Origin of the sequence: Lachnobacterium bovis (assembly GCF_900111325.1) — a bacterium.
GTDB lineage: Bacteria > Bacillota > Clostridia > Lachnospirales > Lachnospiraceae > Roseburia > Roseburia bovis_A.
The window spans coordinates 21,450-47,936 of record NZ_FOGW01000009.1; the positions used below are offsets into that span (position 1 = coordinate 21,450).

19 protein-coding genes are annotated in these 26,487 nt (G+C 32.0%); 1 reads left to right on the forward strand and 18 read right to left on the reverse strand.

Annotated elements, in window-relative coordinates; all coding sequences use genetic code 11:
• Window positions 1-475 precede the first annotated feature (475 nt).
• The gene (locus BMY79_RS04620) at window positions 476-1,489 is read right to left on the reverse strand and encodes a hypothetical protein (RefSeq protein ID WP_074730488.1); all 1,014 of its coding nucleotides are present in this window, start codon (window positions 1,487-1,489) and stop codon (window positions 476-478) included.
• Window positions 1,490-1,596: 107 nt separating this feature from the next.
• Window positions 1,597-2,754, reverse strand: coding sequence for a cell wall hydrolase (locus BMY79_RS04625; RefSeq protein WP_022748425.1), 1,158 nt, complete (start codon window positions 2,752-2,754; stop codon window positions 1,597-1,599).
• Between the two features lie 196 nt (window positions 2,755-2,950).
• On the opposite strand from BMY79_RS04625, the gene BMY79_RS04630 reads away from it, so the two are divergent.
• Entirely contained in the window at window positions 2,951-4,099 is a 1,149-nt protein-coding gene (locus BMY79_RS04630; RefSeq protein WP_074730489.1) for an HD-GYP domain-containing protein, read from the forward strand.
• 126 nt (window positions 4,100-4,225) lie between these two features.
• Here the strand turns inward: BMY79_RS04630 and carB are convergent, their stop codons facing one another.
• The 16 genes from carB to BMY79_RS04710 all read right to left on the reverse strand — a co-directional run bounded on the left by carB (window position 4,226) and on the right by BMY79_RS04710 (window position 26,461).
• A complete protein-coding gene (carB, locus tag BMY79_RS04635; RefSeq protein WP_074730490.1) occupies window positions 4,226-7,429 on the reverse strand; it encodes a carbamoyl-phosphate synthase large subunit in 3,204 nt (1,067 codons plus the stop codon).
• Window positions 7,429-8,499, reverse strand: coding sequence for a carbamoyl phosphate synthase small subunit (locus BMY79_RS04640; protein ID WP_022748429.1), 1,071 nt, complete (start codon window positions 8,497-8,499; stop codon window positions 7,429-7,431). The genes carB and BMY79_RS04640 overlap by 1 nt, the downstream gene beginning before the upstream one ends.
• Before the next feature lie 293 nt (window positions 8,500-8,792).
• Complete coding sequence (locus BMY79_RS04645) at window positions 8,793-9,377, reverse strand: GNAT family N-acetyltransferase (protein ID WP_022748431.1); 585 nt, start codon at window positions 9,375-9,377, stop codon at window positions 8,793-8,795.
• Complete coding sequence (locus BMY79_RS04650; protein WP_022748432.1) at window positions 9,358-11,583, reverse strand: SF1B family DNA helicase RecD2; 2,226 nt, start codon at window positions 11,581-11,583, stop codon at window positions 9,358-9,360. Before BMY79_RS04650 ends, BMY79_RS04645 begins: the two co-directional genes overlap by 20 nt.
• Window positions 11,584-11,682: 99 nt before the next feature.
• Window positions 11,683-12,039 carry a hypothetical protein gene (locus tag BMY79_RS04655; RefSeq protein WP_022748434.1) on the reverse strand — a complete coding sequence of 119 codons (357 nt, stop codon included), beginning with the start codon at window positions 12,037-12,039 and terminating at the stop codon, window positions 11,683-11,685.
• Between the two features lie 12 nt (window positions 12,040-12,051).
• The gene (locus BMY79_RS04660; protein WP_022748435.1) at window positions 12,052-12,870 is read right to left on the reverse strand and encodes a flagellar hook-basal body protein; all 819 of its coding nucleotides are present in this window, start codon (window positions 12,868-12,870) and stop codon (window positions 12,052-12,054) included.
• Window positions 12,871-12,912: 42 nt separating this feature from the next.
• Window positions 12,913-13,716, reverse strand: coding sequence for a flagellar hook-basal body protein (locus BMY79_RS04665; protein ID WP_074730491.1), 804 nt, complete (start codon window positions 13,714-13,716; stop codon window positions 12,913-12,915).
• A gap of 296 nt (window positions 13,717-14,012) precedes the next feature.
• A complete protein-coding gene (locus tag BMY79_RS04670; RefSeq protein WP_022748438.1) occupies window positions 14,013-14,999 on the reverse strand; it encodes a rod shape-determining protein in 987 nt (328 codons plus the stop codon).
• A gap of 332 nt (window positions 15,000-15,331) precedes the next feature.
• Entirely contained in the window at window positions 15,332-18,178 is a 2,847-nt protein-coding gene (gene uvrA / locus BMY79_RS04675; protein ID WP_022748439.1) for an excinuclease ABC subunit UvrA, read from the reverse strand.
• Between the two features lie 93 nt (window positions 18,179-18,271).
• Window positions 18,272-20,251: an excinuclease ABC subunit UvrB gene (uvrB, locus tag BMY79_RS04680; protein WP_029067121.1), complete on the reverse strand. Its 1,980-nt coding sequence runs from the start codon at window positions 20,249-20,251 to the stop codon at window positions 18,272-18,274.
• A 163-nt stretch (window positions 20,252-20,414) separates the two neighbouring features.
• Complete coding sequence (locus BMY79_RS04685; protein WP_029067120.1) at window positions 20,415-20,792, reverse strand: DUF1667 domain-containing protein; 378 nt, start codon at window positions 20,790-20,792, stop codon at window positions 20,415-20,417.
• A gap of 13 nt (window positions 20,793-20,805) precedes the next feature.
• Entirely contained in the window at window positions 20,806-22,074 is a 1,269-nt protein-coding gene (locus BMY79_RS04690; protein ID WP_022748444.1) for an NAD(P)/FAD-dependent oxidoreductase, read from the reverse strand.
• The gene (locus BMY79_RS04695; RefSeq protein WP_027422256.1) at window positions 22,075-23,514 is read right to left on the reverse strand and encodes an NAD(P)/FAD-dependent oxidoreductase; all 1,440 of its coding nucleotides are present in this window, start codon (window positions 23,512-23,514) and stop codon (window positions 22,075-22,077) included.
• Window positions 23,515-23,620: 106 nt separating this feature from the next.
• A complete protein-coding gene (locus BMY79_RS04700; protein ID WP_022748447.1) occupies window positions 23,621-24,337 on the reverse strand; it encodes an MIP/aquaporin family protein in 717 nt (238 codons plus the stop codon).
• 20 nt (window positions 24,338-24,357) lie between these two features.
• Window positions 24,358-25,854 (reverse strand): glycerol kinase GlpK, encoded by a 1,497-nt coding sequence (glpK, locus tag BMY79_RS04705; RefSeq protein ID WP_074730492.1) that lies wholly within the window; start codon window positions 25,852-25,854, stop codon window positions 24,358-24,360.
• A gap of 28 nt (window positions 25,855-25,882) precedes the next feature.
• The gene (locus BMY79_RS04710) at window positions 25,883-26,461 is read right to left on the reverse strand and encodes a glycerol-3-phosphate responsive antiterminator (protein ID WP_022748450.1); all 579 of its coding nucleotides are present in this window, start codon (window positions 26,459-26,461) and stop codon (window positions 25,883-25,885) included.
• Window positions 26,462-26,487 lie beyond the last annotated feature (26 nt).

A 26,487-nucleotide genomic window follows, 5' to 3' on the forward strand; every position in this document is an offset into this window, starting at 1 on the left:
ATACCTAATTTATTGTTCTGCTGTTAATTTTTTAACAATTGAATTTTACCACATTTACTTTTCAAAATCAATTTGAATTATCAGAAAATACAGGCTTAAATATCGATTTTTGTTTTAAATACCTACCTTTTTGGCAAATTTTAGCACTAATTTTTGTTAATTTTTTATCATGAGATTGTTGTTTTCGCTTTTTTTTAAGTTTGCACATTGTATATTTTTTATATTTATTTTATATTTATTTTATATTTTTTGTAACATTTGTAGAAAGTATTATTTTTATATTTTTTCATTTCAACATATTTGATAATAGTATTATCAAATTTCTTGTATACAATATACAAGGTACGATATTTGCACAAAAAAGAACACTCGAATAATTACTTTATCCGAGTGTTCTTTTAGCGCTATCGCATAAATAAACTCTATATTTTTATGTATTTTCACATATTTATATGCCAAACATTTATATATTATATTAAAAACTTAAATCAATTTCTATTCCCTTCAAATCCTCATTCAAAATCTTATTATCTCTTACCACTTCATCAATTTGTGTTTGAATATCATTCACTCTATTTATTTCATTCTTTTGATATCCAACATTACTAAATTCATTTGATGAATATGATGCATTGGTTATTATTTCTTCTTTTGCTACTTCTTCCCTTAATCTCCTTTGTTCTTCTTTACTAATATTAGAATTAGCCTTCTCCTCAATCTTCTTTTCTTTTGCTTCCTGAATCTCTTTTTGTTTTTCTTTATTATCTGCTTCAATCTTATTCTTTACTTCGTTAGTCAAAAATGCAATCAAATCTTTATTTGCTAATTCCTCTATTTCTTCTGATGCTTTAGATGCCTTTATCATGTCTTGACTCTTTAATTCGGTCTGACGCAAATCTCTTCTAACGTGTACATACTCAATTCTTATAAGTTCTTTATCGCTAATCTTTTGTCGCGATACAACTTCTGATGCATGAAAACTTAATGCTCTTTTTTGGTATTCTGTTAACTCACCTGTATTAATACTTCTTAGTTTTTCCTTTTCTTCATCTGTAAACGAATCATGACTAACACCAAACATATTATTTTGATACTTATACAATAATTCTAATGTTTTTTGTTCTTCTGATTCCTCTGATATACCGTATTCTTTTTTCAGTGCATCCTTTTTTTCTTTTATTGAAGAAATTTTATTATATTCTTCATTAATCTCTCTACTCAACAAACTCATTTTATCTTCAATTTTTTGCTTAGTTGACTGTAAACTTTGATCTTTTTTCCATGCATCAGATACAATCTTCCATGCTTTTCTTCTCGCATTATTTTTTCTGTTCTCTACACTAATATTTGTAAGAGACTTTACATCATTAGCATTTATCGAATTTATCTGCTTGTTAATTTTTCTTTTTTTACTGTCTTTGTTCTCGGGAGTCTTTATGTATTGTTGCCGATCTTGAATATTATTTGAACGAATTGATACACTATACATACACATCGCCTCCTTTAAACACTAGGCTAATTCGTTGACAAATAATTCTCCTAAACTGCCTATCGGATGCGATGCGTATTACTATTATAGTTTAAAATATAAATTTTTTATAAATTATAAAAGACTTGTTTACCAATAACTGTTCCACGTATATTTCCGTAGTTCATACAAAAATATAAACAGTTTATAGTAATTTTTCCAGATAAAACTTCTCTTGCAGCTTGCATACAACTAGCATCTACTCTTCCACTTTGTAGTACCATTGCTAATCTTCCACTTCTTGCTGGTGTAAATTGTCCACTTTGATATATAACACCAGTTAATGAATTTGGAAATTTGGGACTATGTACACGATTTAATATTACACTACCTACAGCTAGCTTACCTTCATATGGCTCTCCACCAGCTTCACACTGTATAATAGCTCCTAGTAAAAATTCTTCTGAAGCACTAACATTAGTTGCAACCCCACTATAACTTGGAACATTTTGTGGTATATTATTTTTTTGTTGCTGCTGAGCCCTTGCAACCGCCTTTGCTCTTTCTTCTTCTAATTTTTTTTCATAGGCTTCTAACTCTTTTATTTTCTTGTCTAATGCATTTGACTGATTAAGCTGATTGTTATATGCATTTTGAGCATTTTGAAGGTTATCTCTTTGTGTTTTAATACTTTCATTAAGTGTAGCTTCTTGCTTCTTTAAATCATCTTGTTTCTTTTTTAATTCTGCTTGATTATTTTTCAATTTTTTTTGATACTCATCAATTTGCTCTAATTTTTTTTGATACTCAACTATCGCTTTTTTGTCAAAATTATAAACATCCGCTGTAAATTGCATCTTGTTTAAAAACTCAGCCATAGATTTTGAATAAAGTAATTCAGATAATGTATTAGCAGATGAATTTTCGTATATGTATTTTATACGATATTTCATCTCTTCATATCTTTCATTTGCTTCTTTCTTTGCTTTTTTTATTTTTTCTTGGGTATCTCTTATTTCCTTTTGAACTTTGGATATATTATCATTCGTTTTTTGTATTGAATCTGAAACCTGTCCCATTTGCGAATTAACATCATTTAATTTTTGCTTGTGCAAATCTTTTTGCTGTGCTAATTCTGATGCTTTTTGATCGGACGCTTTTTTTTGCTTAATTAACTCATCTTTAGAAATTGATCCTACGCCAGCAGCATTGATTCTTGCAGTATAACAATTGCAACTAAATATAATGCTTAACACTAATGTTGATATGACTAATTTTTTTTTCATTCCCTACCTATCTTCTTTCTAGCCTAAATTACAAGTTACATTTTCATTCATTTCGAAAAATTACCGATACATAAAATGTAAACTTTCAATTATCGAAATAAATTATTCACTAGATATAATAACAGATTGTCGATTTTCTTTCAACATGGCAATCTAATCAAAGATATACTATAAATTTATAAAGGAGGTATACTTAGTGCAGTTTATTCGATCTGAAAATTTAGTCCCAAATATGAGATTAGCCAAACCTATTTATAACAAGTCTGGTGTTTTACTCTATGAAAGAGATTCTAAAATAACTCCTTCAATAATTAAAAGTATATCGAATTTTGGTTTAATTGGAATTTATGTTCTCGAACCAGCAGAACCACTTCCACCTATTACTGAAGAGGATTTAGAATTTGAAAAAAATCAAACAATTTTTGTTTTTACCTATAAAGAAATACTTGATAATTTAAAAAAAGGTAAAATTCCCGGAAAATTGAATTCTCTTGTAGAACTTGTTATAAAAGAATATGGCACGTTAAATCATCCAATAAATTTTATACAAAATATGCGTGCACCTGATGATTATGTATATAAACATGGCGTGAGTGTTGCTATTTTATGTGCTTTAATTACTAAATATTTAAAGCTTGATTATAGACATCAAAAAAATCTCGTTACAGCGGATTTTTTAACCAATTTAGGTTATCTTTTTATTCCAGATAACATATCAAAAAAAGGGACTTGGTTAAGTGAATCAGACAAAGATTCTATTCAACTTGCAATGGAAAAAGGCTTATCCACCTTAAAACAAAAAGATAAACTTCTAGTTTTGCCACCTGATTCCATCGATCTAGTTGAATACTATGTTTTATCAACTAGCAAAAATAAAAATGCTCCTCGGCCATCAAAAATGATTGAGCACTTATCTAATATTTTACGAGCTGCAAATACTTTTGATCAATTAACTGCAATGAATATTAACCACTCTCCACTTTCAGATATCACTGCAATGAAGTTTTTATATACAGAACAAAAGAAATACAGTAAAAAGGTTATTGATGCTCTTTCTAAAGTTATTCATATTATGCCTAGAGGCGCTAGTATTGATTTAACTACAGGTGATTCAGCCATTGTAATTGATGAAAACTCTGATAATTTCATGAAGCCTATTATTTTAAGATTAATCGATAATAAAATATACGATTTAAGTGACCCAAAAACTTATAGGTATATTCAAATTTACGACACTATGAAAACGATGGATAATAGAATTCGGATAGATAATGACACTTTAAAACAATTTCATTCGGATCCTCTTTTAATTTCTACTCTAAATAAATTTAAACGTTCTAGTTAATAGAGCATAGTCTAAAAAAATCTCCCTCTACATACTTTATAAAGTATATTATAGGGAGATTTTTACATTATCCAATTTTATATTTCCTATATCATCTTCTAGTTATAGGATTCTATTTATTCAATATTATGCATTTTTTACTTTTGCAATATCAACTGGTGTTAATTTTCCATTTGCTGTTTCCATCGCAAGTGCTAATGCATTTGCTGTATCAAGCGATGTTAAACAATTAACTCCTGTTTCAATAGCGTTTCTTCTTATAAGGAATCCGTCTCTTGATTTATCTCCACCTTGTGTAGGAGTATCAATTACTAAATCAATTTTGTGTCCTAAGATTAAATCCATTACATTTGGTGATTCCTGTGTAATTTTGTTAATTCTTAAAGCCTCAATTCCATTATCATTTAAATATTTTGCAGTACTTCTTGTAGCATAGATTTTATAACCTAAATTTGCAAATCTTCTTGCAACACCAACTGCTTCTTCCTTGTCTGCATCTTTTACAGTCATAATCATTTGTTTATGTTTTGGTAATACTACTCCAGCTCCTAAAAACGCCTTATATAAAGCTTCATTGAAGTCTTTTGCAATGCCTAAACATTCACCAGTAGATTTCATTTCTGGTCCAAGTGAGATCTCTGCTCCTCTTAATTTTTCAAAAGAGAATACTGGCATCTTAATTGCAATATAATCTGCTGTTGGTGCTAATCCAGGTTCATATCCTAAACTTCTAATTGTTTCACCTAAAATTACTTTTGTAGCAAGATCAACAATTGGAATACCTGTAACTTTACTAATATATGGCACAGTTCTTGATGAACGTGGGTTAACTTCAATTACATAAACCTCATCATCCATATCAATAAACTGAATATTAATTAAACCTTTAACATGTAACGCTTTTGCTAAACGTTTAGTATATTCTACGATAGTTTCTCTAACTTTATCGGAAATAGTTGGTGCAGGATATACGGAAATTGAATCACCTGAATGCACACCCGTTCTTTCAATATGTTCCATTATTCCAGGAATCAATATATCTTCTCCATCACAAACTGCATCAACTTCGATTTCTTTTCCCTGTAAATATTTATCAACTAAAATTGGGTGATCCTGTGCATATCTATTGATAATGCCCATATATTCTTCGATTTCTTCATCTGAGAATGCAATCTGCATACCTTGTCCACCTAAAACATATGAAGGACGAACTAATACAGGATAACCTAATCTATTAGCAACTTCTTTTGCCTCATCCGCTGTAAACACTGTTCCACCTGCAGCTCTTGGAATATGTGTTTCTTCAAGAATTTTATCAAATAATTCTCTATCTTCTGCAGCATCTACATCTTCTGCTTTTGTTCCTAAAATTTTTACACCCATTTTCATAAGTGCTTCTGTTAATTTGATAGCTGTTTGTCCACCAAATTGAACTACTGCACCATCTGGTTTTTCAATATTTACAATACTTTCAACATCTTCTGCTGTTAATGGTTCAAAGTATAATTTATCCGCAATATCAAAATCTGTAGAAACAGTTTCAGGATTATTATTTACAATAACAGTTTCCCAACCTTCTTTAGCAAAAGCCCATGTACAATGTACTGAACAATAGTCAAACTCTACACCTTGACCGATTCTAATAGGACCAGATCCTAAAACTAATACTTTTTTTTCTGGTTTAGTTTCTATTGCTTCATTTTCACTTCCGTATACTGAGTAGTAGTATGGTGTTTCAGCTTCAAACTCAGCTGCACATGTATCTACCATTTTGAAAGCAGCTACGATATTATTTTCGTAACGCATATGTCTAATTTTTTCTTCATTAATTTTTGTTAATTGAGCAATCACATTATCAGGGAACTGCATTCTTTTTGCTTCTCTTAACAAGTCAACTGTCAATTCTTCACTTTCTAATCTATCTTCCATTTCAACAAGAATTGCAATCTTATCAATAAACCAGAAATCAATTTTTGTAATTTCATGAATTTGCTCATAACTTATTCCTTTTCTTAAGGCTTCCGCAATTACCCAAATTCTTCTATCATCAACTATTTTTAATTGTTCTAAAATTTCTTCTTTAGAAAGCTGTGTAAAATCATATGATCTCATTGAATCTACATGTTGTTCAAGCGATCTTATAGCTTTCATTAATGCACCTTCGAAGTTATCACAAATACTCATAACTTCACCAGTAGCTTTCATCTGTGTTGTAAGTGTTCTCTTAGCTGTTATGAATTTATCAAATGGAAGTCTTGGAATCTTAACTACACAATAATCAAGCATTGGCTCAAAACTTGCAAATGTTTTTTTAGTAATTGCATTTTCAATTTCGTCTAAGTTATATCCTAAAGCAATTTTTGCTGTTACTTTAGCGATTGGATAACCTGTTGCTTTTGAAGCTAATGCTGATGATCTAGATACACGAGGGTTAACTTCAATTACACAATACTCAAATGAATCTGGATTTAAAGCATACTGCACATTACATCCACCTGTGATTTTTAATTCATCAATAATATTCAAAGCTGAACTTCTGAGCATTTGGTATTCTTTATCAGAAAGAGTTTGTGAAGGTGCAACTACTATTGAATCACCTGTATGAACTCCAACTGGATCAATATTTTCCATGTTACATACTGTAATGCAGTTTCCATTTGCATCACGCATTACTTCATACTCTACTTCTTTCCATCCGGCAATACAGCGCTCTACAAGTACTTCTCCAACTCTACTTAATCTCAAACCGTTTGTTAAAATATCAACAAGTTCCTGTTCGTTGTGAGCGATACCGCCACCACTTCCGCCTAATGTAAAGGCTGGACGAAGTACTACTGGATAACCAATTGTATTAGTAAATTTAATACCTTCCTCTACATTTTTAACTACTAAAGATGCAGCAACTGGCTCTCCAATTTTTTCCATTGTATCTTTAAACGCCTGTCTATCTTCTGCTTTGAAAATAGTTTCAGCTGTTGTACCAATTAATTTAACATTATGTTCTTCTAAAAATCCAGACTCTGCTAATTCCATACCTAAGTTCAAACCGGCTTGTCCACCTAATGTAGGTAAAATACTATCTGGTTTTTCTTTAATAATAATTTCTTTTAAAACTTTTATATCTAATGGTTCGATGTAAACTTGATCCGCTATTTCTTTATCTGTCATAATTGTAGCTGGATTTGAATTTACTAAACAAACCTCGATTCCTTCCTCTTTAAGTGATCTACATGCCTGTGTTCCGGCATAATCAAACTCAGCAGCTTGTCCAATAACGATTGGGCCTGATCCTATAACTAAAACTTTTTTTATTGCATTATTCTTTGGCATTATTTTTCTCCTCCCATCATATTAATAAATCTATCAAATAAATATGATGTATCTTGTGGTCCTGGACATGCTTCTGGATGGAATTGAACAGTAAAAATGTTCTTTCCAATATAACTTAATCCCTCATTTGTTCCATCATTTACATTTACAAATGCTGGTTTAGCAATTTTATCATCTAATGTATTTGTATCAACAACATAACCATGATTTTGTGATGATATATAAACTCTTCCAGTTGCTAAATCTTTTACTGGATGATTTCCACCTCTATGACCATATTTCATCTTATGAGTATCTGCTCCTGTAGCTAGTGCCATAAGCTGATGTCCTAAACATATAGCAAATATAGGAACGTCTGAATTATATAATTTTTTAATCTCATCAATTATTGTTTGGCAATCTTTTGGATCTCCAGGGCCATTACTTAACATAATTCCATCTGGATTAGAATTTAAGATTTCTTCCGCTGTAGTATGTGCTGGATAAATAACAACTTCACAGCCTCGATCATTTAAAGATTTAGCAATGTTTCTCTTTGCTCCAAGATCTAATAGAGCAACTTTCTTTCCATTGCCTTTTAAAATAGATTTTTCTTCACATGTAACTTTAGAAACAACATCACCAGTGTGATATTTTTTTAATTTAGGAATAATTTCGTCAATATTATAGTTTTCGTCGGTCGTAAATAAACCGTTCATTGTACCCTTCTCACGAAGAATTTTAGTCAATGCACGAGTATCAATACCTGTTATACCATGAATATTATTTTTCTGCAGGAAGTCCTGAATGGTACCTTCCGAACGGAAATTACTAGGAATTCTAGACAATTCCCTTACTACATACCCCATTGGCCACGGTTTATTAGATTCCATATCAGGAGTAATACCATAATTACCAATTAAAGGATATGTCATTACAACTGCCTGGCCTGCATATGACGGATCAGTCAAAACTTCTAAGTATCCTGTCATAGAGGTATTAAACACTATCTCACTAATTACATCTCGTGTTGACCCAACATTTTGTCCAGTAAACACGGTTCCATCCTCAAGTATCAAAAATGATTTCATTTCTTTCCCTGCCCTTCATTCCATTGTCTAAATCTTGGCAAAAAAAAAGAGGGAATCTCTTTTTTTGCATATAAAAACTTTTTCTTGTTCATACTTAAATTGTAAAAATCTTATCACACAATGTATTTTTTTTCAAGACATAATTTTAGAATTTATTTTTATAATATTATTAACTATACTTATAAACCCAATGATATAAAAAAACTAAACTAACACTTATCTAATATGATATGTACCCAGAATCCTGGACACATATCAATAACAAGTGAAGTTTAGTTGTTTTTTATTTATATTTATAATAATATGGCAAATAATACTAAAAATATTAATACTAAAAATACACCAATTAATTCTATTGTAAAAATTTTCCAATCTACTGGTTTCTTTTGATAAATAATATTACCTGGATTAGAAATTAAAGGTTTATATAATCTAATAAATGGATAACACATTCCACTATTATCTTGTACTACATAAAATCTTTTTGACAAAAAATAATTTATTAAATTAGTTCTTGTTAAATTTATTTTTATACAGTCATTAATCGGTCTTCTTTTTACGAATTCTTCAATGTTAGCTAATAGCTGTTTGCCAATTCCCATATTTGTGTATTTTGGTGCAACTAATAACATTGTTATGTAATTGTATGCATCTATCGCTGCAACAGCCATAATTTCACCAAACGGATTAACTGTACCAAAAACTACAACATCTCCTGTACTAACTTGACGTGCAATCTGTTCCTCATCTGCATATTCCATAAAAAAATCTTTATTAATAACACTTTCGTAATTTTCGTTAAATGTTAATTGATAAACATCCCTCGCAAACCTAACCGCCATTCTAGCTTCGTTAGGATTAAACATTCTTGTTATCATAAAAATCCTCCTTCAAACGCTCTATTAAACCACTATATCTTTTTTGCTGTGATACATTCTTAACCATCATATCAAAAGTTTTATCATTTCCAACTATTGTAACACATTTTTTTGCTCTTGTAACAGCTGTATATAACAAATTTCGATTCAATAACATCGATGGTCCTGTCAAAAGCGGAATAACTATTGCTGGATATTCTGAACCTTGTGATTTATGAATTGTTATAGCATAAGCCAAGTCTAAATCATCTAACAATTTATTTGGATATTCAACCGTTTTGTTATCGTCAAATACAATTGTCATACTATCTGTGTATTCATTAATTCTTTCAATTTTACCCACATCGCCATTAAAAATACCAGTTCCTTTATCAATAGCTAAACCATACTTTGATTTAATTTCCCACTCCATCTGATAATTATTTTTCATTTGCATAACTTTGTCACCTTCTCTGAAGATCCTGTCTTTATGCTCTTTTTCACTTTTTTTATCAGACTTTGGATTTATATATGCTTGTAAAATACCGTTTAAGCGTTCAACTCCTAGTAAGCCCTTTCGCATTGGAGTAAGTACCTGTATATCATAAGGCGTCGCATCAACATATTTTGGTAATTTTTGAATAATAAGCTGCAATGTAACATTAATAATTTTTTCAGCTTCATATCTTTTTAAGAAAAAGAAATCCTTGCTTTTATTATCTAACATCACCATTTCGCCCGCATTAATTTTATGCGCATTAACAATTATGTCAGATGTGCTAGCCTGTCTAAAAATTTTAGTTAAAGCTACTGTTTTAAAACATTCTGAATCAATAATATCTTTTAAAACACTTCCTGGACCTACACTAGGAAGCTGGCTAACGTCTCCAACTAAAATTAAACGTGTCTGTCCTGGAATTATAGCCTTCAATAAAGCATTCATCAGGTGGATATCGACCATTGACATCTCGTCAATAATAATTACATCCGCTTCTAATGGATTATCTGAATTTTTTTCAAAAGTCGTTGCGCCTTCAACTCCACCATTTAACTCTAACATTCTATGGATTGTTTTTGCTTCAAAACCTGTTGTTTCACTCATTCTTTTAGCCGCTCTTCCCGTTGGAGCCGCCAAGAAAATATCTAATCCATTCATTTCAAAATACTGAATAATAGAATTAATTGTTGTTGTTTTTCCTGTACCAGGACCACCTGTAATAATTAACAGACCATTTTGTGCAGCCGCTCTTACAGCATCTTTTTGTGCTTCATCAAGCGTCATTTTCGTTTTCTTTTGAATTTCTTCAATATCTTTTTCTAATTCTGTTTCTGAAACCTCATAATAGTCATTTATTCCTTTTAACATCCTAGCTGAATTAGCTTCCATGTAATAATAAGGTGCATAAAAAACTTGCTTATCATCATTTTTATCTGTAATTATTATTTTTCTTTCAATTGCCAAATTCATAATATTAGTATCAATTTGTTCTTTTTCAACGTTTAAAACATTGATACTCTGTTCTATAACTTCATCAAATGGCAAATATGTATGTCCATCTAATGATGCCTGTTGCAAAGTATACAATATTCCACTTTGTATTCTAAAATCTGAATCTGGTTTAATTCCAATTTTGCTTGCTATTAAATCGGCAGTTTTAAAACCAATACCACCTATATCTTCTGATAATTTGTATGGATTTTCTTTCAAAATTTTAAACACATCCTGTTTATATGTTTTGTATATTTTAACCGCCATAAGTGTCGAAATTCCATATTTTTGAAGATAAATCATTGCTCTTCTCAAATCTTTACGTTCATTAATTTGGTTAGCAATATCCATAGCTTTTTGCTGGCTAATACCTTTTATTTCTGCTAATCTTTCTGGTTCTTCTTCAATAATTCTAAAAGTATCATCTTTAAATTTTTTTACAATCCTTGCCGCTAGTGCTTTACCAAGTCCCTTTACTGCACCAGAACCAAGATATCGCTCAATACTGACAATATCTTCGGGATCTTTTTGTTCATACGAAACTGTTTTAAATTGTTCTCCGTAAGTAGAATGTTTTATATATTCTCCTACACATTCTATATTTTCACCTTCTGAAACATCTGTAAAAATGCCAACACAAGTGATCTCATCTCCATCACTTACTAACACCAATACAGTATATCCGTTTTCTTCATTTCGAAAAATTATATGATCTACATATCCACTTATAGTTTCCAATTCAATTTTTCCTTTCTGAACAACTAAAATTACTAACTAAAAAACTTCCTCCGACATACGCCAAAGGAAGTTTTAACTATATCTTAACATTTATTTCCATCACTTAATATCATAATTTCGTTTCATCTGCTCATACAACTGATTTGTGTAATTTTCACCAACTTCATCAACAATTTCATCTGCTAGCAATTCAATCGTCTTATCCATAAACATATCTTTATATTGTGACATCGACTTATCCTTTGAATCATCTGTAGTTAACGTTTTTTTCATTTCTTTTAAAACCTGCTCAACAAAATATGATTCAAAATCTTTGATTACTTGCTTTAATTCTTTTTCGCTAGATTTAGATGAAATATTCTTTGCTGAATCTGCAAGTTTATCAGCACTTGAAGAAGCCAAATTACTACTCGCTGTGTTAAGCATAGATTCCAAAGAAGTATTTGAAACATTCATATGTCATACCTCCTATCTCTTCAAGTTATTCGCAGTATCAAGCATAGAATCAGATGTTGTAATTGCTTTAGAATTTAATTCATATGCTCTTTGTGCAATAATCAAATTAACCATTTCATCTGCGACTTGAACATTAGAACCTTCTAAATAATTTGCTAAAACTTTTGTTGGTTTCAATCCTTGAGCAACGCCTTCTTGTAATGGAACTCCTGATGCTCCTGTTGCTTGTAATAAACTATCTGATAATTTCTCTAAACCTGCTGGATTATTAAATTGAAATACTCCAAAGGAGATTCCCATGTCAACTACCGTTCCATCTGGGTTACGGTATGCAAACTTTCCTGTCTGAGAAACCTCAACAGAATCTGCAGTAACACCTTCTGGAACATAAATAGGGTTACCACCTGCATCTAAAACCGCCTGACCACTATGGTCTGTCAACATAGTTCTTCCATCACCACTCATATTCCAAGTAAAATTACCATTTCTTGTATAATATGTTTGACCATCGATTCCTCTTATTGCAAAAAAACCAGCTCCATCTAAACAAAAATCTGTTTTACTTTCACTTGCTAGCATCGCACCTTGAGTATACATCGACGTCGTAGCGGCAACCCTTGTACCTAATCCAACCTGTGCTCCAACTGGCTTATTTGCTCCATTGGCTGTTGTTGTCCTTGTTTGAAGATTTTGATATAAAAGAGATTTAAACTCTGTTCTTTCTGTTTTAAAACCATTTGTATTAACATTAGCTAAATTGTTAGATATTGTATCTACGTTTGTCTGCTCAGCAATCATACCACTAGCAGCCGTATATAATGCTCTCATCATAGGCTTTTCTCCTTATTGTATATCCGTCTTTTACTCGTTATACTACTGAACTTTACCAACTTCATTACATGCCTTTTCTAAAGTTGAATCCTCGGTTACTATTACCTTTTGTCCAGCCTCATACGCCCTTTGAATCGTAATCATATTTACCATTTCTGAGACCACATTGACATTTGATGCTTCTAGTGTACTTTGTCTTACTTTTGCCGTAGTTTGGATATGATTACCACCTTCAACAAGGTTGTATAGGTTTTCTCCATATTTTTCTAAATAATCATAATTATCAAAATCTGTAACACCTATATTACCGACAATTTGTCCATTTTGATAAATCTGACCTAATGTATTTACAGCATATGTTGTATTAGGATCTATTCTGACATAATTTTCTGGAGATGCATCACCAGTAGCTGCACCAGCTTGATTCAAGACATAATCTCCATCTTTAGTCATCAAATAGCCTTCTGTATTAACGACAAAAGCTCCATCTCTTGTATATTTCACAGAAGTATTGCCCTGCTTATCTGTAAAAGATACAGCAAAGAATCCATTCCCATCTAATGCAAAATCAGAAGCATTATTCGTAACAATAAAACTTCCTTGTCCATAATCTGTATATACTTGTCCAAGATGCACTCCAAACGTTATTTCACCAATTTTAGTTGGTAAGCCATACGCTGATGTATCCTTTAATTTAATAGCCATTTCATCTGCAAATGTCCTTGAAGTGGTTCCTTCTTTCTTATAACCCGTTGTTTGAGCATTGGCTAAATTATTAGCTAAGACATCTAGTCGCCTCATCTCATTTACCATGCCCATGTGCGCAGTATATAGTCCTTTTACCATTTCAAAAGCTCCTTACTTTCAAATAATTATTCTAACCGCTATATCTGCTTAGTATATCGGAGCCTCGAAATGAAAAAATTAATCAGCGCAAAGTAGCTACAATCCTCTAACTTTTTTAACTCAATTTTGGCATTAATTCAACTACAAACCCACCGCCTACATAACATAGCCGGTGGAATCATACTTTTTTCAATATTTAATTAAAAAATCTTTTTCTTGCAAAACTTATATATAAGTTATTATTTTTTATTTATTTAAGTTATTATTTATAAAAAATTAATTTTTTTATGTAAAAATTAGAATTTTTCTCCTAATAATTCAACGTATTGACCTGTACCGATGGCTACACATGTCATTGGATCATCAGCTGTCATTGTATGGATACCTGTTCTATCCTCAATTAATTCTTCTAATCCTCTAAGAAGTGCACCACCACCTGTTAATACGATACCTCTATCTGCAACGTCTGCAGCTAATTCTGGTGGAGTTTTTTCTAATACTGTGTGTACAGCTTCAACAATATTTAAAGTAGCTTCTCTTAAAGCTTCTTCTGTCTCTTCTGAACTTACTGTAACTGTTCTTGGAAGACCTGTTACAAGGTTACGACCTCTTACTTCCATTGTTTCTGGCTCAGCAAGTGGATAACAAGTACCAATCTTAACCTTGATATTCTCAGCTGTTCTCTCACCAATTAATAAGTTATGTTTCTTACGCATATATCTAACGATAGCTTCATCAAAGTTATCTCCAGCTATCTTAATAGATGTACTAACTACTGATTCTCCTAAGGAAATAACGGCGATATCTGCTGTACCACCACCTATATCTACAATCATGTTTCCACATGGTTTAGAAATATCTATACCTGCACCTATTGCTGCTGCAATTGGCTCAGCAATAATTCTAACTTCTCTTGCTCCTGCTTCTGAAGTAGCTTCTTCAACTGCTCTTCTTTCAACTTCTGTAATTGCAGAAGGTACACAAACTGCTACTCTTGGTTTACGGAAACATCTCTTTCCAACAGCTTTTTGAATGAAGTGCTTAATCATTTTCTCTGTTGTGTCATAATCAGAAATAACACCTTGTCTTAATGGTCTTGTTGCAACTACATTACCTGGAGTTCTACCAATCATAAGTCTAGCATCTTCACCATATTTTAAAATTTTTCTAGTGCTTCTATCAATTGCAACTACTGAAGGCTCTTTTAAAACTACGCCTTTTCCTTTAACATATACTAAAATACTAGCTGTTCCTAAATCAATTCCTATATCTGTTCCGACCATTTTATAGCCCCTTTCTCAATTTGTCCAAATTTATATTCTATATTCCATATATTACAAAGAAGTACATATTGTTATATAAAACAATACCAAATATTATCTCTACACTATGCATATACTAAATATATGCTCCATCTTCCTACTAAAATGCCAGTCAAGCTGTGCTTATAAAATAAATTATATGGAAATCTATGCTTTCAATTTTTACATATACAATAACCATTATATACGATTATAATTTTTTTTCAAATAAATTTTTTTGATTTATTCGAATTTTTAAAATTTGTTCACATTTAGGATTGATTATATATCTGTTTTATCATATTTGAACAAATCTATTTTTCTAAATAAGGCTTTAAAAACTTACCAGTATAGGATTCCTTTACTTTACATATTTCCTCCGGTGTACCTTGCGCCACAATTTGGCCGCCACCATCTCCACCTTCTGGACCCATATCAATTATGTAATCCGCAGTTTTAATTACTTCTAAGTTATGTTCAATTACTACTACTGTATTTCCACCTTCTGATAATTTTCTTAAAATTTCAACTAATTTATGTACATCTGAAAAATGCAAACCAGTTGTTGGCTCATCCAAAATATATATTGTTTTTCCAGTACTTCTCTTACTTAATTCTGTCGCCAATTTAACTCTTTGCGCTTCTCCTCCTGATAATTCAGTTGATGGCTGGCCTAATTTAATGTAAGATAAACCAACATCATATAAAGTTTGTATTTTCGAATGAATTCGTGGAACGTTTTTAAAAAATTCTAATGCTTCTTCCACTGTCATTTCTAAAACATCGTATATACTTTTTCCTTTATATTTTATGTCTAATGTTTCTCTATTATATTTTTTACCTCCACATACTTCACATGGTACGTAAACATCTGGTAAAAATCTCATTTCAATTTTTAGAATACCATCTCCTCGACACGCTTCACATCTTCCACCTTTGACATTAAAACTAAATCTACCTTTTTTATAACCTCTTGCTTTTGCATCTGCTGTTGCTGCAAAAAGGTCTCTAATTATGTCAAAAACACCCGTATATGTTGCCGGATTAGATCTTGGAGTTCTACCTATTGGTGATTGATCAATATCTATTACTTTATCTAATTGTTCTAATCCTTCTATTCCATCATGATCTCCAGCTATTGTCCTAGCTCTATTTAATGATTTTTCAAGATGTTTATATAAAATTTCATTTGTTAATGAACTTTTTCCTGAGCCCGATACTCCTGTAACACATGTTAATACTCCTAACGGAAAATCTACATCTATATTTTTTAAGTTATTCTCCCTAGCACCTTTTACAGTAAGCCAACCTGTTGGTTTTTTTCGTTCTGTTGGAACAGGAATTTTAATTTTTCCACTCAAATAAGCTCCAGTTATCGAATTTGGATTATTTATTATATCCTTGTATGTACCTGTTGCAACTATCTCACCGCCATGTACTCCAGCTTTTGGACCAACATCTACTATATAATCAGCTGCACGCATTGTATCTTCATCATGTTCTACTACAATTAAAGTATTTCCTAAATCTTTAAGATTCATAAGCGCTTTTAATAATTTTTCATTATCTCTTTGATGAAGACCAATACTTGGTTCATCTAAAATATACGCCACTCCTACTAGCCCTGAACCAATTTGTGTTGCCAATCTTATTCTTTGTGCTTCTCCTCCTGATAATGTGCCTGCACTTCTTGCTAATGATAAATAATCCAGACCTACTTCTTTTAAAAATCCAACTCTTGCTTTAATTTCTTTAAGAATCTGTTCTCCTATAAGCAATTGTTGTTCGTTCAATTGTAAATTTTCTAAATATTGCACTAAATCTTTTATTGAAAGACAGGTCATTTCATAAATATTTTTATCTCCCACTGTTACTGCAAGAGACGACTCTTTTAGTCGTTGTCCTTTACATGTTTTGCAAGGTGTAATTCGCATAAATTGTTCATATTCAGCTTTCATAACATCCGAACCAGTCTCTCTATAACGTCTTTCTACATTTTTTACGAGACCTTCCCATACTAAATCATATACACCTTCTCCTCTTTGTCCTTTGTAATGAACTTTTAATACTCTACCATCTCCACCTTTTATAAACATTGTTCTTATTTCTTCTGGCAAATCTTTATATGGTGTATCTAATGAAAATCCATATTCTTCTGACAAAGCTTTTAAAGTTGCATATGTATAACTCTTAGGATCATTTGATGATTGCCAACCTAAAACTTGAATTGCGCCCTCATTAAATGATAGATTCTTATCTGGAATCATTAAATCTTCATCAAACTCCATTTTATAACCTAATCCATAACATATTGGACACGCTCCAAACGGATTATTAAACGAAAAACTTCTTGGTTCTACTTCATCTATACTGATTCCACAATCTGGACATGCAAAGTTCTGTGAAAAATTAAGATATTCGCTCTCTTCTCCTTTAGCTCCTAAAACTTCTACAACTGCAATAGCATCAGTTAAAGTAAAAACTGTCTCTAAGGAATCTGTTAATCTCTTTTCTATTCCCTCTTTTACGACAAGTCTATCAACTACAATTGAAATATCATGTTTTTTATTTTTTTCAAGTTCAATCTCTTCAGATAAATCATATAAAACTCCATCTACAATTACACGTACGTAGCCACTTTTTTTTGCTTTTTCTAGTAATTTCTGATGCGTACCTTTTCTTCCTCTTACAACTGGTGCTAGTAATTGAATTTTACTTTTCTCTGGCAATTGCATTACTGCATCAACCATTTGATCTATCGATTGTTTTTTAATCTCTCTTCCACATTTTGGACAATGCACAACACCAACTCTAGCATATAATAATCTGAAATAATCATATATTTCTGTAACTGTTCCAACTGTAGAACGTGGATTTCTATTTGTTGTTTTTTGATCAATTGATATAGCAGGAGGCAACCCCTCAATCTTTTCTACATTTGGTTTTTCCATCTGTCCTAAGAACTGTCTAGCATATGATGAAAGTGACTCCATATATCTTCTTTGTCCTTCCGCATAAATTGTATCAAATGCAAGAGACGATTTACCTGATCCTGATAATCCTGTAAAAACTACAAACTCATCTCTAGGAATGTCAATGCTTACATTCTTTAAGTTGTGTTCCTTCGCACCACGTATCTTTATTAATTTAGGCTTACTCATTTTCTTTCCTTCCTCTTATATCAAACTATTTTATAACAACTTTCTAATAGCTATTTGGTCTATTTGTCTTATTAGCAACTTTATTCTAAATTATTATATATCTTTTAGCATTTTTTTAAGAGATACCATCTGATCTCTGTACTCTGCTGCTGTCTCAAAATTCAACTCTGCTGCTGCTTTTTTCATTTTCTTTTGAATGTCAGCTATTAGTTTTTCAAGTTCCTTCTTATCCATTGATTCGGGATCTTTAGAAAAATTAAGTTCTTCTGCTGCAACTCTTTTGGAAATAGAAATTAAATCCCTTACTTCTTTTTGAATTGTAGTAGGAGTAATATTATGTTCTTTATTATACTCTATTTGAATCTGTCTTCTACGCTCTGTCTCATCAATAGCAACTCGCATAGAATCCGTAATTTTATCTGCATACATTATTACATGGCCTTGGCTATTTCTTGCGGCTCTACCTATTGTCTGAATAAGTGAAGTTTCTGATCTTAAGAATCCCTCTTTATCTGCATCTAAAATTGCAACTAATGTAATTTCTGGAATATCTAATCCTTCTCGTAATAGGTTAATTCCAACTAAAACATCAAAAACATCTAATCTCAAATCTCTAATTATTTCTGCTCTTTCGAGCGTATCTATATCTGAGTGCAAATATTTAACCCTAATTCCAACTTCCGTCATATATTGAGTTAAATCCTCTGCCATCCTTTTAGTTAATGTTGTAATTAATACTTTATTCTTATTAGCAACTTCCTTATTAACTTCCGATATCAAATCATCTATTTGACCTTCGACTGGACGTACTGAAATCTCTGGATCTAATAAACCTGTTGGTCTTATAATCTGTTCTGCTCTAAATAGCTCATGTTCTTTTTCATATACATTTGGTGTTGCTGATACAAAAAGCATTTGTGATATCTTACTTTCAAATTCTTCGAAATTTAATGGTCTATTATCTAATGCAGATGGCAATCTAAAACCATAGTCTACAAGAGTTTGTTTTCTTGATCTATCACCTGCGTACATTCCTCTAACCTGTGGAATAGTAATATGTGATTCATCTACAATTATTAAAAAATCATCTGGGAAATAATCCATCAAAGTCTCTGGCATTTCTCCAGCTTCTCTTCCTGCCAAATGTCTAGAATAATTTTCAATTCCACTACAGAAACCAGTTTCTTTCATCATTTCAACATCGAAATTAGTTCTTTCTGCAATTCGTTGAGCCTCAATTAATTTATCCTCACCTTTAAAAAACTTTACCCTTTCTTGCATTTCTTGTTCTATTTTATCGCATGCAACTAGCATCTTTTGCATAGGAACAACGTAGTGTGATGCTGGAAAAATTGCTATATGTTTTAACTCTGCTTTAATCTCACCAGTTAATACATCTACTTCCGTTATTCTGTCTATTTCATCTCCAAAAAATTCAACTCGTATTGCTGTATCAGTCGCATTTGCCGGAAAAATTTCTAGAACATCCCCACGAACTCTAAATGTACTTCTTTTAAAGTCCATTTCGTTACGCGTATACTGCATATTTATTAATTCTTTTATTACATCATCTCGATCTTTTTCCATCCCTTCTCTTAAGGAAACCATCATGTTCATATAGTCATCCGGACTACCAATTCCATATATACACGAAACTGATGCAACAATAATTACATCTTTTCTTTCCGCTAACGCCGCCGTTGCTGACAATCTTAATTTATCTATCTCGTCATTAACTGCTGAATCTTTTGCAATATATGTGTCTGATTGTGGCACATATGCTTCAGGTTGATAATAGTCATAATATGAAACAAAATATTCCACTGAATTTTCTGGAAAAAACTCTTTCATTTCACCGTACAACTGACCTGCAAGTGTCTTATTATGGGAAATAATTAAGGTAGGCTTATTCAACTGTTCTATTACATTTGCCATCGTAAATGTTTTACCAGAACCTGTTACACCCAAAAGTGTTTGAAATTGATTACCCTCTTTAAATCCTCTAACTAGTTGTTCTATTGCTTGGGGTTGATCACCCGTTGGTTTGTATTTTGAATGTAATTTAAACTCCATATCTTAATTACCTCCGAACTTATATTTACTAATAGTATATCACAAAATTATTTTTCGAACAATAGTTTGAAATTCAATTTTTTATTTTCTTAAAAAAAAGCCCCATAATCATATTTTCGACTATGGGACTTAAATATATTAAGGATTGTAAGATGGCCGTTTTTTATTTAGTTGCTTCACACAATTCTATATTTCTAGTAGCAACTACATCTACTCCAGTATTGCAAACATTTTCAATTATTACGTCTCCTATTTTTACTGGAGCCTCAATTCTAACTGCATCTATTTCTTTCATACAATCAAATATTTTTGATTTTGGTATATTATTTTTCGTTTTTACTGAGACTCTTGTTTTATCTCCTTTCAAAACTACAACAGTAGATGTCACTGTTCTTTCTGGATTAACAACTTCATTTCTTGCATACTTATCACCTATTGCACAACTATTTCCTTGGACTGATTTCACTTCTTTTCCGTCTAATTCAACTGTTATTTGGCAGCCCATTGGGCATCCAATGCAAGTTAATTCTCTTTTTTCCATAGCATCTTCCCCCCTAATTTTCTTCTATTTTAACAGTTATAGTTTTCAAGTTATCTTGTTCTTTTAATTTATTTTTAATTAAAATCACCTGCTCCATTTCACCTGGTGCCATGATTTTTTTCTTATTATGCATTATTCTTTCCCCATCAAGATAAACACTTACATATTTGCCTTTATACACTGCTCCAACTCTAAATCTTACTGTAAGCATATCTTCCATTCTATCTACATTTAATGTTGATGGAACTGTATAACGAACACCATCTGTTGCAACAATCTCTATAGTTTTGCTTTCATCACTTTCAACCTGTTCATCTTTGACGTATTTTGCAGCACTTTCCCCTGCTTTTTTAGCTTCCTCAGAAACATAATCTACTAAATCATGTACATGTAAAACATTTCCACAGGCAAAAATCCCTTCAATATTTGTCTCTAAACTTTCGTTCACCTTTGGACCATTTGTTACAAGATTCATTTCTACTCCAGCATTTCTAGACAATTCATTTTCTGGAATCAAACCACAAGATAATAACAATGTATCACATGTATATCTTTCTTCTGTTCCTTTTATTGGTTTTCCTGTTTTATCTACTTTAGCTATTGTTACGGCTTCTACTCTTTCTTTTCCTTCAATATCTACAACTGTGTGAGATAATTTTAAAGGAATATTAAAATCGTCTAAGCACTGAACAATATTTCTCTTTAACCCACCTGAATATGGCATAAGTTCAGCAACCACTTTTACTTTTGCTCCTTCTAAAGTCATACGTCTTGCCATAATTAATCCGATATCACCTGAACCTAAAATAACAATTTCTTTTCCCGGCATATAACCTTCAATGTTTACTAGTCTTTGTGCTGTTCCAGCAGAATATATTCCAGCTGGTCTATATCCAGGAATATTTAATGCTCCTTTTGGACGTTCTCTACAGCCCATTGCTAAAATAATTGCTTTTGCCTTAATTTGAAAAACTCCATCTTCTCGATTCATTGCAGTTACAATTTTATCTTTTGAAATATCCATAACCATTGTATTAAGTTTGTATGGTATTTTTTCCTCATATAACTGCTCCATAAATCTATATGCATATTCAGGACCTGTTAATTCTTCTTTAAAAGTATGAAGTCCAAATCCATTATGAATACACTGGTTTAAAATTCCGCCTAACTCTTTATCTCTTTCTAAAACTAATATATCTTTAACCCCAGATTTTCTTGCAGATACTGCTGCAGCTAAACCTGCAGGGCCTCCTCCGATTACAACAATATCATATGCCTTCATTTATTTTTCCCCCTTTGTTCTTCCTAATACAATATTTGATTTTCCACCACACTTTGTAATTTTTTCATAGCTTAATCCTAATTCTCGATTAATAATTTCCATAGTTTTAGGGGAACAAAAACCTGCTTGGCATCTACCCATTCCTGCTCTTGTTCTTCTCTTTACACCATCAAGTGATCTAGCTCCTAATGGTCTATGTATAGCGTCAATTATTTCTCCTTCTGAAATTGACTCGCATCTACAAATTATGTTTCCATATGCTGGTTGTTTCTTTATCAACTCATTTCTTTCTTCTATTGATAACGCACTTGGGTTTAATATACCACGTCTGGTCTTTTTCCAATTTTCTTTCTCTTTTAGATTTAATTTTTCTTTAAAAATATTACCAACCATCTCGCCTATTGCAGGACTACTTGTTAAACCTGGTGACTCAATTCCCGCACAGTCTATAAAGTTAGGTGAATCTTCTACTTCCTTTATAATAAATTCATGATTATCTTCATGCGCTCTTAATCCTGCAAAACTTGTAATCACCTTTTTCATTGGTAAATTTTTGACATGATCATTAGCTTTTGAAATCAAATCACTTATACCATCTGCCATTGTATTTACTCCCTCTTTGTCTTCAATATCAACAGCAGTTGGGCCAACTATTAGATTTCCATGGATTGTTGGTGATACCAAAACGCCTTTACCAAGCGCTGTTGGTTGTGGAAAAATAGTATGAGATACATGGCCCCCAACTTCTTTATCTAATAAACAATAATCTCCTCTTCTTGGAGTTATCTTTATTTTTTTCTCACTTACCATATTATGAATCACATCTGCATATACGCCTGCAGCATTAACCACATAACGTGTTTTATATTCTCCATTATTTGTTTTTATATGATAGATACCATCTTCATCAGCATAGATTTTTTCTACTTGCGTATTAAAATAAAACTCAACACCATTTTCATTGGCATTTTCTGCCATAGCTATATTTAATTCGAATGGACAAATAATTCCACCTGTTGGTGCGTATAAAGCTGCTACTGCATTATCTGAAATATTTGGCTCAAGTTTTCTTAATTCTTCTTTATCTATAATTTTAAGTCCTTTGACATTATTTTCGATTCCTCTATTATATAAATCTTTTAATCCTTCTTTTGTTTCCTCATGGATGCAAACAACCAACGAACCGTTTCTTTTGAACGGAATATCAAGATCTTTGCTTAATTCATCCATCATTTCATTTCCTCTAACATTTAATTTTGCCATTAATGACCCGGCCTTAGCATCAAATCCTGCGTGTACAATTGCACTATTAGCTTTTGATGTTCCACAACATACATCTTCCTCTTTTTCTAAAACACATACATCTAAATCATATTTTGATAATTCTCTTGCTACTGCAGATCCTGTCACTCCTGCACCAATAATTACTACGTCTCTCATACCCTTCTCCTTTCAAAAATAGGAGTCAACAAATATCCTGCCTATTAGGCAAGTAGATAATTGTTTGACTCCTATCTCCACAATTCAATATTTATTTAAAATATTTTTAAGCAAATGGTATTGCTGAATATAATAATACTGCCGCAATACCGCCTAATACTGGTGCTACAACCGGAATCCATGCATAACCCCAATCTGCATCACCTTTTCCTGGAACTGGTAAAACTGCATATGCTAGTCTTGGTCCAAAATCTCTAGCTGGGTTCATAGCATATCCTGTCAATCCACCAAGTGACATACCAATTGAAACGATGATAGCATAAACAAGTAAGTAATTTAAGCCAACTTTATCAGCGCCACTAACCTGTCCAATTCCTTTAATTGCAAACAATAAAACAAAACCGCAAACAAATTCTGAACAGAAATTCAAAAAAGTATTTCTAATTGTTCCGCCTGTTGCAAAACAACCAAGTTTAACACTTGGATCATCTGTTGCTTTAAAGTGATCATAGAATAATAAAATAACAATTGCTGCTCCGATAAATGCTCCTACAAATTGTCCTAAAAGGTAGTAAGGAATATCACTAGCTTTTACAGATCCTTCAACTGCAAGTGCTAATGTAACAGCTGGGTTAAAATGCGCTCCTGTTGTTCTTCCAAAAATAAAAGCAGGTAGTAAAACCGCAAGACCCCATGCAAGTCCTGTTTGAACACTTCCTCCACCTTTTTGGCCGGATTTATTAAGTGAAACATTACAGTTAACTCCGTTACCTAATAACAATAACATAGCTGTTCCTATCAATTCACAAATAAATATTCGCATATTCTATACCCCCATATTTATTATTCTTCTTTTGCCCAGTTAAATGAACATTTAACAGCTTTATCCCATCCAGTTATTTCTTCTTTTCTTTGTTCTTCTGTCATTTCTGGTTCAAAAGTTTTATCAATTGTCCAGTTTTTCATAACATCTTCTTTGTTCTTCCAATATCCAACTGCCAAACCAGCAAGATAAGATGCTCCCATAGCTGTTGTTTCTACACACTCAGGTCTTCTAACTGGTGCTCCAATAATATCTGACTGGAACTGCATTAAGAAGTTATTTTTACAAGCTCCACCATCAACTTTTAATGCTGATAGATGAATTCCAGAATCTAGTTCCATTGCATGTAAAACATCGTTTGTCTGGAAAGCTAATGACTCAAGAGTCGCTCTGATTACATGATATTTATTAACGCCTCGAGTTAAGCCTGTAATAACACCTCTAGCATATGGATCCCAGTATGGTGCTCCTAATCCTGTAAAAGCTGGTACTACGTAACAACCATTTGTATCTTTTACTTGTGTTGCAAAATATTCTGAATCAGGAGATGTATCTATAATTCTCATTTCATCTCTTAACCATTGAATTGCAGCACCTGCAACATATACTGAACCCTCTAATGCATAATTAACTTTTCCATCTAATCCCCATGCAATAGTTGTTAATAATCCATTTTTAGAGAAAATTGGTTTTTCACCTGTATTCATCAACATAAAGCAACCTGTGCCATATGTGTTTTTTGCTTCACCAGCTGTAAAACATGTTTGACCAAATAATGCAGCCTGTTGATCTCCTGCAGCTCCTGCAATTTTAATTGGTCCTCCAAAGAATTCTGGATCTGATTCTCCATAAACGCAACTTGATGGTTTTGCTTCTGGCAACATTGATTTTGGAATATTTAATTCTTTTAAAATGTCCTCATCCCATTCAAGTGTATTAATGTTAAATAACATTGTTCTAGAAGCGTTTGAATAATCTGTTACATGAACTTTTCCTTTTGTTAATTTAAAAATCAACCAACTATCAACTGTACCAAATAATAATTCTCCCTTTTCAGCTCTTTCTCTAGCACCTGGAACATTTTCAAGAATCCATCTTAATTTTGTTCCTGAAAAATAAGGATCGATTACTAAACCAGTTTTCTTTCTAAAGCAATCTACAAATCCTTTTTCTTTTAAACTTTCTGCATAATCAGCAGTTCTACGACACTGCCATACAATGGCATGATATACTGGCTGACCTGTTTTTTTATCCCAAACAATTGTTGTTTCACGTTGGTTTGTAATACCAATTGCCGCAATGTCCTCTGCTTTTGCACCAATTTTATTCATTGCAGCACGAGCAACTGATAATTGTGTTTGCCAAATTTCATTTGCATCATGCTCAACCCAACCTGGCTGTGGGAAATATTGTGTAAATTCTTTTTGAGCAACACTACACATTTCTCCCTTTTCATTAAATAAAATACATCTGTTACTAGTTGTACCTGCATCCAATGCCATTACATATTTTGCCATTTTTTTCCTCCTCTACCTGCCTTGAGATTTAATCTAAGAACCAGACATTTTGATTAGTTGTAGATATTGAAATTGCTCCACTCGATAATGCATTCATAACGTCCTCTTTGTCCGAAATTAGCCCCCCAGCCATAACCGGAACTTTACTTATTTTATCAATGCATTTTATAATTTTTGGAACAACTACCCCTGGTATAATTTCAATTATATCTGGTTGTATGTTACTTTGCTTTGCTTGATTTTCTATTGTTAAAAGTGCCATACTATCTAATACAAAATATCTTAAAATTGTATTCAACCCCACTTCTTTAGCATGTGCTATCAAATTGTTTTTTGTGGTTATTATTCCATCCGCTTGCGTGTTATTTTTAATATAATCTACTGCAACATTTTTCCCACTTAAACCATTTATCAAGTCAATGTGCACCATTGCAATTTTGCCCGCGTCTTTTATTTTTTTTACTATATGCGGTATGCTACACACATCTCCATATAAAACAAAAATAACATCAATATCTGTTTTTAAACACACCTCCAAACCCTCTTTATTTTTAATAGCAGCTACAATTGGCGTATTTTCGACTGTTTTTACAAACTCCCTACACATAAACCCTTACTCCATCTTTTTATTAG

Bases quoted from the DNA above. Each gene is read 5' to 3' on its own strand.
- uvrB (WP_029067121.1), bottom strand. From the start codon at position 20,251: ATGGAGTTTAAATTACATTCAAAATACAAACCAACGGGTGATCAACCC.
- BMY79_RS04700 (WP_022748447.1), bottom strand. From the start codon at position 24,337: ATGCGAATATTTATTTGTGAATTGATAGGAACAGCTATGTTATTGTTA.
- glpK (WP_074730492.1), bottom strand. From the start codon at position 25,854: ATGGCAAAATATGTAATGGCATTGGATGCAGGTACAACTAGTAACAGA.
- BMY79_RS04660 (WP_022748435.1), bottom strand. From the start codon at position 12,870: ATGATGAGAGCATTATATACGGCTGCTAGTGGTATGATTGCTGAGCAG.
- BMY79_RS04640 (WP_022748429.1), bottom strand. From the start codon at position 8,499: ATGAAATCATTTTTGATACTTGAGGATGGAACCGTGTTTACTGGACAA.
- BMY79_RS04620 (WP_074730488.1), bottom strand. From the start codon at position 1,489: ATGTATAGTGTATCAATTCGTTCAAATAATATTCAAGATCGGCAACAA.
- BMY79_RS04695 (WP_027422256.1), bottom strand. From the start codon at position 23,514: ATGAGAGACGTAGTAATTATTGGTGCAGGAGTGACAGGATCTGCAGTA.
- BMY79_RS04690 (WP_022748444.1), bottom strand. From the start codon at position 22,074: ATGAAGGCATATGATATTGTTGTAATCGGAGGAGGCCCTGCAGGTTTA.
- carB (WP_074730490.1), bottom strand. From the start codon at position 7,429: ATGCCAAAGAATAATGCAATAAAAAAAGTTTTAGTTATAGGATCAGGC.
- BMY79_RS04665 (WP_074730491.1), bottom strand. From the start codon at position 13,716: ATGGTAAAAGGACTATATACTGCGCACATGGGCATGGTAAATGAGATG.
- BMY79_RS04645 (WP_022748431.1), bottom strand. From the start codon at position 9,377: ATGATAACAAGAATGTTTAATCCTAACGAAGCTAGAATGGCGGTTAGG.
- BMY79_RS04685 (WP_029067120.1), bottom strand. From the start codon at position 20,792: ATGGAAAAAAGAGAATTAACTTGCATTGGATGCCCAATGGGCTGCCAA.
- BMY79_RS04710 (WP_022748450.1), bottom strand. From the start codon at position 26,461: ATGTGTAGGGAGTTTGTAAAAACAGTCGAAAATACGCCAATTGTAGCT.
- BMY79_RS04625 (WP_022748425.1), bottom strand. From the start codon at position 2,754: ATGAAAAAAAAATTAGTCATATCAACATTAGTGTTAAGCATTATATTT.
- BMY79_RS04670 (WP_022748438.1), bottom strand. From the start codon at position 14,999: ATGGTCGGAACAGATATAGGAATTGATTTAGGAACAGCTAGTATTTTA.
- BMY79_RS04655 (WP_022748434.1), bottom strand. From the start codon at position 12,039: ATGAATGTTTCAAATACTTCTTTGGAATCTATGCTTAACACAGCGAGT.
- uvrA (WP_022748439.1), bottom strand. From the start codon at position 18,178: ATGAGTAAGCCTAAATTAATAAAGATACGTGGTGCGAAGGAACACAAC.